Source organism: Aquimarina mytili (assembly GCF_016735115.1).
Taxonomy (GTDB): domain Bacteria; phylum Bacteroidota; class Bacteroidia; order Flavobacteriales; family Flavobacteriaceae; genus Aquimarina; species Aquimarina mytili.
Map to the genome: position 1 here is coordinate 64,276 of NZ_JAERQJ010000011.1, position 13,999 is coordinate 78,274.

Genomic DNA, 13,999 nt, shown 5'->3' on the forward strand with positions numbered 1-13,999 from the left:
AACAAGTTCGGGACAAGTTGTGACGTAGCGTGTTAACCCGTCGGTTCGAGTGGTTTTTCGTAATGGAATGATGTATCAAGTAAAAGTAAATTCATAAAAAAACGGAAGCTAAATTACGATAGCTTCCGTTTAGATACTACTAATTGATTGTGGTTGTTATTTATTAGTTTGGCATCATTACAGATTCTGTGGTATGGATGATCCCGTTAGAGGCTTCAATATCGTTAATCATTAATCTACCGGCGCTTCCTCTTTCGTCTATCAAATAGATTTTGTCTCCTTTCATCGAGGCTGTTAACCGATCTCCGGCAATGGTTTTTAATTTTACGCTTCCACCATATTCTTTAATAGCCTTAATAATATCTTGTTTATTGATTAACCCTGGAATAATATGGTAGCTGATCACCGAAATTAATTTTTCCTGATTTTCGGGTTTCTTTAGATTTTCTAACATCTTTGGCGGTAATCTATCTAGTGCACCATTGGTTGGAGCAAAAACAGTATAGGGGCCTTCCTCTTCAAGTTTTTTGGCATACTCAGTGGCTTGTATCATTTCAGATAACTTGGTAAATCCAACATCAACAGATATAATTTCTGAAAGCGTAGGAACTTTTTCTTCTGTGGGTAAAATACTAGCCTGAGCGATTAATTTTTCATCTTTAGAAGTACTTTTTTTAGATGGCGTACAAGCACTAAAAAGTAATACTCCTAAAATAGATAAAATGTGTAGTGATGTTTTAAAATGCATTGGTGAAATTTTGCTACCAAATATATTTTATCAGGAAATAAAACAGATCTATAAATGAGAATTCGTAGGCTTTCAATTAGTAAGTGTTTTTTAACACTCAAATCTATGAACTACTACCAAAAAATATACCTCTATTTCTACACGTGACCGTACAAATTCTGATTTCTCTTTGTTTCATTTTTAACAAACTCAAATCTACCAAAACCCTTATAAACAAAGTCTTAAAAACTTTGTAGGGGTATTTGTAGGGGTGTTTTTTTCTTTAAAAGCACTTACATCTAATAGTTTTACCATCCCAAATCTAAAAATATTTAAAACCTATGTATACCATCAATTCTTTTGGCAGTACTTCTTGCACATCAAACCATGCCCATCCTATGGTGCAGTATAAAAATTTCAAAAAAAATTGCAATTAAAAATAGGGTATTCTAAAACTGAACTGTAATACCTATAACCGGCACTATAAAAGTTGCCGATAAATTAAAAGTAATAACAACTAAGCCCCTGGTACTATGAAGAAAAACTACGATCTCAAAGCTCAACCTACAAATTGGTCAAATCTTTTATCAATACCCTGGCTTTTTCTGCCAGTACAAAAGAGTAACATCTCATATACTGCTCTTAAGTTAATCTAAATCCAATAGTATCAAAGTATCACTTAAGTATGCTCGCATGCCTGAGCTTGTAATGCAATAATAATTTCAACTATTAATAAACCCCTTAACTATGAAACTTCTTTTACCGGATATTCATCCAGAATTTACCAGAAGACTGCAAACGTTTCTTTTTACAGTTTTGTGTTCTTTGGTCACAACTTTTTCTTATGCTCAATTTGATTTTGCTACAGAAACAGAACCTAATAATCTTACTAATGATAGCGGTGTGCAAACACTTACCGTGGCAACAACTAATACTACTACTATTTTTAGTGGAGGTACTGTTGTTGGCTCTGACGAAGATTATTGGAAAATAGGTAGATCCCCTTTTGTGCTAGGTAGCGTAGGAATGGGTATGCAATCTAACAGTGGATCTATGCAACCAGAAGTATGGTTAGAAACAAGAACTGGAAGCTACGATGGACCTTTGGTCTCTAATACGCTTATTCACCCAGGTACTGACCAATCGAACAGGGCGATGACCTTAACGTATACGGCAGCCAATGAATACTATTTGGTAAGAGTTGGAGGAGGCCGATCTGGAGGTTATAGCTATAGAGCTAATTTCCCAAGGTGTAATATCCCAGGTTTAACAACAGTTCTATCCACCGATCGTAACGAAAATGATTTTACGATAAATAGTGTTGCAGGGAGTACAAATATTTCATTAATAAAAGTAAATACGGTAAATAGTTTTACAGACCCTAGTGCTGGGTATACGTATCCAACTGCTACCTCTGCAACTAATGTTGCTTACCCAGGGTCAGGAGAGCAAACAGTGTATACTGGGAATTCTACCACACCCAATGTTACTATTTCAGGACTAACAGCAAATACAACCTATTACGTTAAGGTGTTTAACTATAGTGACTGCGGAGGGAATTTAAAACTAAATGCAGGTAATGTATTCACAGTAACCACTTGTGGAGCGGCTCCGGCGACTGCAACAGCATTAAACTTAGCAGCGAATAATGAAAGTTCTAGTTATGTGAGTTCTTTTACCGGAACAACAGGAGCATCTATACGATATGTGGTAAAAGCAAACACAATCAATACTTTTACAGCACCTACAAACGGGACAACATTACCCACTGCAAACGCGGTATATGGTGGAGGAGAGCAAGTAGTGTATGCAGGAGATTCTGCAACTCCAAATGAATTAATAACAGGCTTAACTACAGGGACTGAATATTTCTTTAAAGTCTATAAAGCAGAATTATGCGGTGGAAATTACTATTTTGAATCTACAGGTGTCTCTTCATCTATAACACCAGTTTGTTCACCACCAAATAGTAATGCAGGGATTTATTTATATGCAGAGCCAACGAACACGCATAACACTATTCGCGTGGTAAATTTTACAGGAGGTAATAATGCCGATGGTAAGATTATTTACATGAGCGATGAAAATAATTTTACACTACCCACAACTTTAACTGCAGCATCGTTACCTACGGCCTCTCCCGATTATACAGGAAAAACGGGACAAGTAGCAGCATATATAGGTGCGGCAAACGGTTTTGGATTAATGACCACGGGATTATCTCCTAATACTACGTATTATTATGCAGCAGTCAATTATAAAATATGTAATGGTGTTTATTATTTTTATCCAACAGGTATTTACAGTCAGCAAACTACTTGCGGTGTAACTTCAACATTAGCATCTGGAGCAGTTATAAATAATGTAGAGACTACTTCGTTAGATTTAAACTCGTTTACCGCTCCAACTGCGACAGTAAATGCACCTGATGGATATGTGATTAAAATGAATACCGTAAATAGCTTTTCACCTTTAGCTATTGGTGCAACTATACCAACCGGCAGTACTGCATATGCAGGAGGAGAACAAGTCATCTATTCAGGAACTTCAGTAACTCCACTTCTTAACATCACAGGACTTTCTGAAGGGGCTCAGTATTTCTTTACCATCTACGGGTATAAAGATTGTAACGGTACAACCATATATCAACAAACAGGATATGCTTTTTCACAATTTGCTTTAGGCTTGAATTTTGCGCCACCTGTAATACGATACAATGATCCTGCCACTACACTAAGTGCAACAACCACTAGTACAGGAGCTATTGCTTATAGTTTGATCGGTGATACTACAGGAGCCACATTAGTAGGAAGCGATTTTACACCAGGTGCTGTTGGTAGTACAACGCTAAGAGTTACCGTACCTGCCAATGGTATTTATCAAACTATTTCTAAGGATTATAACTTAACCATATCAAAAGCTAACCCGGTAATCACCTGGAACGCACCAGCAAGTATAGTTGCAGGAGTTCCTCTAGATGCTTCTTATTTAAATGCATCAGCCAATGTTGCTGGTTCTTTTGAATACTATACCTTTTATAGTTCCTTTACGAATACTTTTTCAGGAAGAATTACCGAAGGAGTTACCTCATTACCATACAACAGCGGTTTTCCTACCACAATTTATACGAGATTCATTCCTAATGATACCAATTATAACGTAGCTGTAGGTAGTACTCCGATTACGGTAACGAACTCCAATACTGGTATTATTGAAATCACTGCTGTCGACGCGATCAAAGCTCTGGGAAGCCCAGATCCTGCATTAACATCAGCTTTGACCAGTGGTCAATTAAACCAAAGTGAGATTATTTGGGTTCCTCTAAAAAGAGAACCTGGAGAAACCGAAGGAACTTATGTAATTTCCATAGATGAAACGGCACAAGCTCCGGCTAGTTTTGATCCTTTTGGGTTATGCCCTACAGGAGTTTGTATTGGTACCGATCCTTTAGGATATGGTTATATTGATATAGAAGATTCTTTTGGTAGAGTAACGAATGGTGATTATACTATTCAGTTGCAAACAGGTACTTTTACTATTACAACTAAAGAACAAGTAACGATTACCTTAGATCGATTTGATTTATATAACACTTTCTATAATGCAACCCCAAGAAGAGCTGTAGATATTTCTAGTATTGTGTTAACTTCTGATGGTAGTCCTGTTTCACCTACGGTTAATTTATCGTATTCAGGAACCGATGTATTTGGAAACTCATACGGCCCTTCAGCCACACCACCAACAAATGCGGGGAATTATATGGTAAGAGCTTCAGTAGATGCTGTAGATCCTAACTATTTTGGATCGGTAACAGGTAACTTTAGTATTAGTCAATATCAGATTGCTATTACTCCTGATAGCCCACAAACAAAAGTATATGATGGTAGCCCTAAAACTTTTGAAGCTACGGCAACAGGATTATCAGGAGAAAATATTCCATTAAGAATATCTTATCAAATAGGCCCCTATTATAGTGAAGCAGCACCTATAGAAATAGGAAGCTATCCGGTATCAGTTTTCTCTACCGGAACAGGAAATCATACTGTTTCCTATTCAGGCGGGAACTTAGTGATTACCGATAAAACAGAGGTAGCTATTACCCTTAACCCTACTGATCTTACACAACAATATGATGGTACCCAAAAACCTGTTACAGTAAGTAGTATTGAAACGAGCCCAGGAGTAGCAGCCACACCAACGCCTACTGTAAATATAACGTATGAAGGAATTAATGGAACGTTCTATAACAAGACGACTACAGCACCTACTGCTACAGGAGAATACAAAGTATTTGCCTATGTAGATACAGCTGATGCAAATTTCTTCGGAAGTACGAGTGCGACATTAACGATATTTGAAAAAGAGTATGTAACCTTTAATTTTGATTCGGCTAGTTTAACGTATAATGCAACTTCACAAGGAGTCAATATTACGAGTATTACAGATAGCAATGATGTTGTTATCACTCCGGCACCGGCATATACGATCTCCTATTCAGGAACTGATAATGCTGATGTTGATTATGGTCCTTCTACTACTCCACCTACCAATGCTGGTGATTATACCATAACGGTAGCCATAGATGCAGCAAACCCAACCTATCAAGGAACTGACACTTATAATTTTACAATAAATAGAAGAGCTATTGAAGTTACTGCTGATGCAAAAAGTAAAGTATACGGAGATGCTGATCCTGTATTTACCTACCAAATCACTAATGGAAGTTTAGTAGGTGGAGATACATTTACAGGTTCATTAGGCAGAATTAATGGAGAAAGTGTAGGAACGTATACCATGAACCAGGGAACCCTTGCATCAGGTGAGAACTATGCTATAACTGTTGTTTCTAATGATCTTACCATAACTCCAAGAGCTATTGAGGTAACGGCCGATGCTAAGTCGAAGATATATGGAGTGCTAGACCCTTTGTTAACCTATCAACTTACTGCAGGAACATTACAATTTAGCGATGTCTTATCCGGTAGTTTATCTAGAATTGCAGGAGAAAATACAGGTAGCTACCCCATTCGACAAGGTACTGTATCCGCAGGAAGCAACTATGATATTACTTTTGTATCGAATGATCTTACCATAACTCCAAGAGCTATTGAAATCACGGCCGATGCAAAATCAAAGACCTATGGAGACGCAGATCCTGCACTTACCTATCAAATTACCTCGGGAACGCTTGCAGGTAGTGATGTTTTTACAGGAAACCTTTCAAGAGTGGCTGGTGAAAACGTTGGATCCTATGCTATTGAACAAGGAACGTTAACTGCTGGTTCTAACTATACAACTACTTTTATATCTGATGATCTTACGATTGGCCAGAGAGCTATCGAAATTGCAGCTGATGCTTTAAATAAGCAATATGGAGATGCAGATCCGGCACTTACCTATCAAATTACTTCTGGTAGTTTAGCTGGTAGCGACGCCTTTACAGGAAGTCTAAATAGAGCAGCCGGTGAAGCTGTAGGACCATATGCAATTGGTCAAGGTACTATTGCACTTAACGGTAACTATGCTCTAAGCTTTGTCCCTAATACTTTAACGATTGGCCAAAGAACTATTGAAATTACTGCAGATGCGAAAAGTAAAGTATACGGAGATACAGATCCTGTACTTACCTATCAAATTACTTCAGGTAGTTTGGCAGGGAGTGATGCCTTTACCGGAAGTCTTTCAAGAGTAGCAGGAGAAGCTGTAGGACCTTATGTAATTGATCAAGGTACAGTAGCACTTAATGCTAACTACGCCCTAAGCTTTGTCCCTAATACGTTAACGATTGCTCAAAGAGCTATTGAAATTACAGCCGATGCTCAATCTAAGACGTATGGAGATGCTGACCCTGCCTTTACCTATCAAATTACTTCGGGAACATTAGCAGGAAGTGATACCATTATTGGAATCTTAGAAAGAACCGCCGGAGAAAATGTAGGAACGTACGCAATTGATCAAGGTACTTTAGGAATAAATCCGAATTATGCAATATCATTCGTTTCAAATGACCTTGAAATAACAACAAGAGCTATAGAAGTTACTGCAGAAGCAAAAACAAAGATTTATGGAGATGCTGACCCAGCATTAACGTATCAGATCACTGCAGGTGCATTACAATTTAGTGATGCATTTACAGGTGCATTGTATCGAGTTGCTGGACAAGCACGAGGAAACTATGCGATTAACCAGGGAACCTTATCTCTGGGAGCAAACTATAACCTTACTTTTGTACCTGGTAATTTATATATTGATTATCGTTTTATTAGAGTAATTCCTGCCGCTCCAATTTCAAAAACCTATGGAGATACTGATCCGGCTTTAACATGGCCATATATTATTACTCAGGGATCATTAGCATATGATGACACCTTAGAAACCTATGGAACATTTAGAGCTTCAGGTGAAAATATAGGAAGATACCAGATAAGAGGATTATCTGCTCGATTTACCTCTACCAATGGAGGAGAATCTTCTTACTCGATAACATATACCAATGCAGGTTCGGTAAGCCTTGATATTACGGCTCGTGCTATTGAGGTAACTGCTGATGTACAAGCAAAAACGTATGGTGATACAGATCCTACATTAAGTTATCAAATTACTAATGGAGCTTTGCAATTTAGCGATACCTTTACAGGTGCTTTATCTAGAGCTACCGGTGAAAATGTAGGAACGTATGCGATTAATCAGGGTACGTTATCGGCTGGAAGAAATTATGTAGTAACTTATGTTAGTAATGATCTTACGATTAGCCAAAGACCTATCGAGATCACTGCCGACGATCTGGTAAAAGTTATTGGATCTGCAGATCCTGCATTGACCTATCAAATAACATCTGGTGGGTTACAATTCTCTGATGTGGTTACGGGAAGCCTTAGCAGAGTGGCAGGAGAAGCGTTAGGTAACTATGCTATAAATCAAGGAACAGTAAGCCTAAATGGTAATTACAACCTGACTTTTGTACCTGGAAACCTAACCATTACGAATCTGATACCACAAGTAATCACTTTTGGTTCGTTAGCCGATCGTACTTTTGGAGATACAGATTTTATGCTAACTGCAACCGGTGGCGCTTCTGGTAACCCGGTAACCTTTGTAAGCTCAAACACTGCCGTAGCTACTATATCTGGAAACACTGTAACTATTGTAGGAGCAGGATCAACCACGATCACAGCATCACAAGCTGGTAATGCTACCTATGCAGCTGCTACAGATGTTATGCAAACATTAGTTGTGAACAAGGCAGATCAAACCATTACTTTTACTCCTTTAGCTACGGTAACCGAGGATGATGCAGATTTTAATCTAAATGCAACGGCTTCATCAGGATTAGTGGTTACCTATATCAGTTCTGATCCTTCAGTAGCAACCGTATCTGGTAATACAGTTTCAATCATAGGTCTGGGTACTACTACGATCACAGCGTCTCAAGCAGGAGATACAAATTGGAATGCTGCTACAGATGTTATGCAAACGCTAACCGTTGTTGAAGCATGTCCGCTTGTGAATTTGCCAGCAAACAACTTTCAGATTCAAACATCTAGTGAAACTTGTGATGGTAAAAACAACGGGATCATTACCATTAATACAGTTGAAACACTAAATTATACTGCAACAATCAATAATCAAGCATATGCCTTTAGCTCAACCCTTGTGGTTCCAGATTTATCACCGGGTGATTATAATGTATGTATTACAGTTGATGGATTCTCAAGTTGTGAGCAGTGTTTTGAACTTGCAATCGATCAGGCTCCGGTATTAAGTGGTAAAACCACAATCCATGATACTAGTATTAATACACAAGTATTGGTAGAAATCGAATCAGGGACCGCTCCGTATACGGTAACCATTAATAATGAAGTTGTTGGTGAATATACTACAAATAGCTTCTTGGTAGATGTTAACAACGGTGATATCTTAGACGTACATTCTAGCGTAACTTGTCAAGGTAAATTGTCTACTACTATAGGTACTTTAGGTACTATTTCGGCATATCCAAATCCAACCAGGGGTAATGTAACATTATTATTACCTGGCACAACAGAGAACGCTATTGCAATTGATATCTATAATGCAATCGGAATGAAAGTTTCTTCAGGCATATATTCTGTAGTTGGTAATAAAGTGACCTTACCTATGGAGAATGTAACGGCTGGAGTCTACTTCGCATCTATTAAAGCAAGTACTTCAAAAATTATAAAAATCATTAAAGAATAAAGTATACTATTCCCTGTCTTTATAAGGCAGGGGATGTATTAGACAATTACTAATTGAATACATTATGAAACATATATATATCATATTTCTAAGTGCATTGATGCTACTGTCGTGTAATGCAGATGATGAATTTGTAATATCCAGAAACCCTTTGGTTCCAAATATAGAACCTACAACACCTAGTTTAGTATTTCCTACAAATAATCTGGTATGTACCAATTTTAATCTTCAGTTTGATTGGAATGCCTCCAGAGATATTAACGGAGATGCATTAAGCTATGTCATCGAAGTAGCAACAGATATTAATTTTACAACCATATTGTTTACCGCAATTACTTCGCAAACTACACATCCATTTACTTTAGAAAAAGGAGTTGCGTATTATTGGAGGGTAAAAGCTAGAGATACAGAGGGTAAAGAGAGCATTTATTCTGCAACACAAACATTCTTTACAGAACCCGAAGCAGGAATAAATAATATTCCGTTTGTACCTACAGTGGTATCGCCCTTGGTAAGAGCGACAGTAACCGGGCCTAATATTACGTTAGATTGGGATGCAGCAGATGCAGATAATGATCCTTTATCATATGATTTGTATTTTGGAGATACTAACCCTCCTGAATTATTTGTAGAAAATAGTACCTCATCATCATTAGATGTAAACGTATTAACAAATACAGAATATTATTGGAGAGTAGTAGCAAAAGATAATAAACAAGGAGTCACAATAGGACAAGTCTGGAGTTTTACTACAGATTAGTAATGGGGGAATAAGGGAGGAAGCAATTCTTCCCTTTTCATGTATAAGTATTACTGAAAACGAATAGATTTTGTGGGTGATATCTTAGCTACTATATAAGAGGGAATAAGCAACATGATCAAACACAATATCATAGTACCTAGATTAAGCAGCATAATGTATCCAAAATCTATATATACCGGAGCAGTATTTACATAATACGTTTCGGGATTAAGACGTACTATCCCATAATGATCCTGTAAAAACAATAATCCGATCCCTATAAGGTTGCCCCAAAACAAACCAATTAAGATTAAATACGCAGCGTTATACAAAAACATTTTTCTTATACTCCAATCACTGGTCCCTAAAGCTTTTAATATTCCTATCATAGGTGTTCTTTCTAATATTAAAACCAAGAGAGCGGTTATCATATTAATCCCAGCCACCAGGATAATAATACTGATGATCCCTATAATGTTTAAATCAAAAAGTTTTAACCATTCAAAAATGGTTGCGTATTTTAAGGTAATCGTTTGACTATCGAGTACCGAAGGGATATTTTCATAAATTTCTTGTCCTTTTTGATCGATTTTATCAAAATCATCTATAAAAATTTCAAAATTACCTACGTCATCGGCTTCCCATTTGTTCATACGTTGAATATGTCTAATATCGGCAAAAAGAAACTTTTCGTCAAACTCCTGAAATCCTGAATTATAAATTCCAACAATTTCTAACGCTCTAATATTAGGCCGTGAATTAGCGGTAACATTTTTCTTTAAAAAATAGGTTATGGCTTTATCTCCAACTTTTAGCCCTAATCGATTGGCTATATGTTCAGAGAGTAAAATCTCTTGATTTAGGTTTTCTTTAAAATCTGGCAATCTACCATCAACAAGGTATTCTTCAAAATGACCCCAATTATAATCATCGCCAACCCCTTTCATCACAACTCCCTCAAAATCAGAGGCTGTTCTAATCACCCCTATCTTAGTAGCTACTCCTCGAACATGCGTTATTCCCTCTACACTATTAAATTCTGGGTAAAAATCTTGCTGTTTTTTGATAGGAATCCAAGATTCTATATTGTTATTGTTATCAAAGCTGGAAATTATCACATGACCATTAAACGTAGCAACTTTTTCGCGAATTTTGCGTTGTAAACCTACACCGGTAGCTACAGTAATCAGCATCATAATCATACCTATCGCAATTGCGGCAATTGCAATTTTTATGATTGGAGCAGAAATGCTACTTTTATGTTCCTTACCTTTGATAAGGCGTTTGGCAATAAAATACTCGAAATTCAAGCTTAACTATGGTTTTTATTAGAAATGCATTCAAAAATACATTTTTATTCTTTTGTACTGTTCTTATTTCTTGCGGAAGTGGAACAAAACTATCATCACAGACTTCTCCTACAGATTCTACAAACATAAAAATCGATACTAATATTGTAAAAAAAACCACAGAAATTACAAAGCCCATTATTGTAGGTGCTAACCAAACCGAACGTTACTTACCAGTATTAGAAAACAAAAAAGTAGCTATTGTGGGTAACCAAACTTCGGTGATTTTTAAATACCCTAATCTGTCTCCTTTACTAGAAAATGTTGGAGAGATACAACCTTCTACCCTTCCACAGTATACCCATATCGTAGATTCTTTGCTATCTAGAGGTGTTAATATCTTAAAAGTTTTTGCTCCCGAGCATGGTTTTAGGGGTAAAGCAGATGCGGGAGAGCTAGTCGCTGATGGAAAAGATATTAAAACCGGGCTCCCCATAATTTCTCTATATGGTAAAAATAAAAAACCCTCAAAAGAAACATTAACTGGTCTGGATATTGTGGTTTTTGATATCCAGGATGTGGGGGTGCGATTTTATACCTATATCTCTACACTACATTATGTAATGCAAGCTTGCGCAGAAAATAATATTCCTATGCTAATTTTAGATCGCCCTAATCCTAATGCGCATTATATAGACGGTCCGACACTAGAGCCAGAGCATTCTAGTTTTTTAGGAGTGCACCCTATCCCGTTAGTGCATGCAATGACTATTGGCGAGTATGCACAAATGGTAAATGGGGAAAAATGGCTGGGAGAAGGGTTGACATGTGATATCAAGATTATACCTGTACAGAATTATACGCATACTACTTCGTATAGCTTACCTATCAGACCTTCGCCAAACTTACCTAATGATATATCTATTAACTTATACCCTAGTCTTGGTTTTTTTGAAGGAACAACAATTAATGCCGGTAGAGGTACCGAAACACAGTTTCAGATTTTTGGTTCTCCAGACCTTACGATAGAAAAATATGATTACGCCTATATACCTCAACCTAATTTTGGAGCCAAATACCCTAAGCATCAAGGCGAAGTATGTTATGGAAAAAACTTGCAGAAGACTCCAAATCTAAATGCTATAAACTTAGAATGGTTGGTCTATGCCTACAAAAATTCGAATAACAAAGAAAAATTCTTTAATACTAAATCATTTACATTGCATGCGGGAACCAAAAAATTACAACAGCAAATACAAGAAGGCTGGAGTATCACCCAAATCAAAAAATCATGGAGAGAAGATCTCATTAAGTATGCTAAGAAAAGAAAACAATACCTTTTATATAAATAATTCGATGTTAGACAAAAAAATAAAATTGACTATCAATTTTTGATAATAAACTCTCATACTTGTATACAACAACTGTATATTTACAGATAAAAAATGTGCCTTAATACTAACACTAATAACTAAATCAATTCAAAATCCAATTAATTATGAAAACAAGAATCTTAATCTTACTAAGTGCATTTGCACTAATTTTTTCTGTCGATGCACAAGCTCAAAAATTAAAAAAGTTTGGTGGTTTAACTGAAAAAAAGATAGGCCCTAAAACGATTAAAGTACCATATACAGAGGTTGTATCCTATATGGGGTATGCAGCACCTGGTAATGAAGATGAAGTAAAAGATGGTAAGAAATTTTACTACATCTATGTATGGATTCCTGCTGTAGCTCCTGAGCTTGGTGTAAGAATGATGTCACCAGTAGCCGGGGCAAAAATAAAAAATGCTACCAAGTCAAAATCGTATGAAGAAAATGCTGGTTCTAAAGATTTTTTTGATACTTACATTACTTTAGAACGTTCTAGCATCATTAGCAAAGATAATATCACAGAAGAAGGTGTAAAATCAGCTAAATGGACAACGTTAGCAAAAAATGATGATAGTAGTGAAATGCCAAAGCAACCTAGCGGAAGTAGTTATAATTCTTTGCTAAGATATAAAAGTGAAGCCAGTGACCCTCTTAAGGCACTGACAGTTGGCTTATATCGTGTTGGATTTACTACCTTCAAAACTGGAGAAGTAAAAGGTACATTCTTAGCACAAGTTGCAGCGCCGATCAAATTACCTGGTGTGGTAATGGCTAAAACCATCGAAGACTTAAAAAAACAGTTCAAATAGAATAAAACTTAGATTAAAAAGGCACACTCTTGGTATTCCTATGTTTTCTTAGTATACATAGGAATACTTTTTTTATAACGGTATTTTGGCCTTCATTTTCTCAACAATATTATAAGCGGCCGGGCAGATACTAACATTTTTTAAGGTTAGGTTAGAAATCTGTTGAAATTTTTTGCGATCGGTATGTGGATATTCGCGACACGCTTTTGGTCGCACTTCATAAATCAAACAATAGTTATCGGCAGCCAAAAAAGAACAAGGAGTCTGCTGCAATATTAAATCCCCTTCATCATCCATTTTTAAATACTGTTCTTCAAACTGCCGAGGTTTCAATTTTAGATGTTTTGCAATACGTTCTACATCTTTATCAGTAAATAATGGTCCTGTAGTTTTACAACAATTAGCACATTGCAGACAATCAGTTTGTTCGAACTCTTCATCATGCAATTCCTGCATAATGTGATCCAATTTTTTGGGAGGTTTTTTTTTAAGCTTAGCAAAGAATTTTTTATTCTCGTTATGTTTATCTTTGGCCAGCTGTGGTAATTGATTTATAAAGTCTTGCATGGTACAAAATTACAACTTTTGATAATTACGATGGACGAATTCATTTATGAATGAAGTAAATTAATTAACTTGGATTCTTTGTTACTTTTAAATAGTCAAGATTGAGTTTCCTCTCCCAGAGGGAGAGGATTAAGGTGAGGGCTTTTGATGTAAAAATCCCCTCATCCTAACCTTCTCCCTGAGGGAGAAGGGACCTGAATCATATATTTAACTAACAACCCTGTTAAATGCTAATTTTATGATTGCATAGCATACTCAAATTACCGGTATAA

The 13,999-nt window shown here is 36.6% G+C and carries 7 protein-coding genes; 4 read left to right on the forward strand and 3 right to left on the reverse strand.

Translation table 11 applies throughout. The features are described 5' to 3' along the window. Positions 1-163: 163 nt before the first annotated feature. Positions 164-748 (reverse strand): fasciclin domain-containing protein, encoded by a 585-nt coding sequence (locus JJQ60_RS19330; protein WP_201924030.1) that lies wholly within the window; start codon positions 746-748, stop codon positions 164-166. 726 nt (positions 749-1,474) lie between these two features. Between JJQ60_RS19330 and JJQ60_RS19335 the strand changes: the two genes are divergently transcribed. Together JJQ60_RS19335 and JJQ60_RS19340 are read left to right on the forward strand one after the other, a co-directional pair. Beyond that, positions 1,475-8,944, forward strand: a complete 7,470-nt coding sequence (locus tag JJQ60_RS19335; protein WP_201924032.1) for an MBG domain-containing protein — start codon at positions 1,475-1,477, stop codon at positions 8,942-8,944. Between the two features lie 64 nt (positions 8,945-9,008). After that, positions 9,009-9,704: a fibronectin type III domain-containing protein gene (locus JJQ60_RS19340; RefSeq protein WP_201924034.1), complete on the forward strand. Its 696-nt coding sequence runs from the start codon at positions 9,009-9,011 to the stop codon at positions 9,702-9,704. Positions 9,705-9,754: 50 nt separating this feature from the next. Here the strand turns inward: JJQ60_RS19340 and JJQ60_RS19345 are convergent, their stop codons facing one another. Then, positions 9,755-10,996, reverse strand: coding sequence for an ABC transporter permease (locus JJQ60_RS19345; RefSeq protein ID WP_201924036.1), 1,242 nt, complete (start codon positions 10,994-10,996; stop codon positions 9,755-9,757). Positions 10,997-11,004: 8 nt separating this feature from the next. Between JJQ60_RS19345 and JJQ60_RS19350 the strand changes: the two genes are divergently transcribed. Next, on the forward strand, positions 11,005-12,327 hold the full coding sequence (locus JJQ60_RS19350) for an exo-beta-N-acetylmuramidase NamZ family protein (protein WP_201924038.1): 1,323 nt from the start codon (positions 11,005-11,007) through the stop codon (positions 12,325-12,327). A 146-nt stretch (positions 12,328-12,473) separates the two neighbouring features. Further along, on the forward strand, positions 12,474-13,160 hold the full coding sequence (locus JJQ60_RS19355) for a Lipl32 family lipoprotein (protein WP_201924040.1): 687 nt from the start codon (positions 12,474-12,476) through the stop codon (positions 13,158-13,160). Between the two features lie 72 nt (positions 13,161-13,232). Here JJQ60_RS19355 and JJQ60_RS19360 read toward each other — a convergent pair whose 3' ends face one another. Next, the gene (locus tag JJQ60_RS19360; RefSeq protein ID WP_201924042.1) at positions 13,233-13,727 is read right to left on the reverse strand and encodes a YkgJ family cysteine cluster protein; all 495 of its coding nucleotides are present in this window, start codon (positions 13,725-13,727) and stop codon (positions 13,233-13,235) included. Between the last annotated feature and the right edge of the window lie 272 nt (positions 13,728-13,999).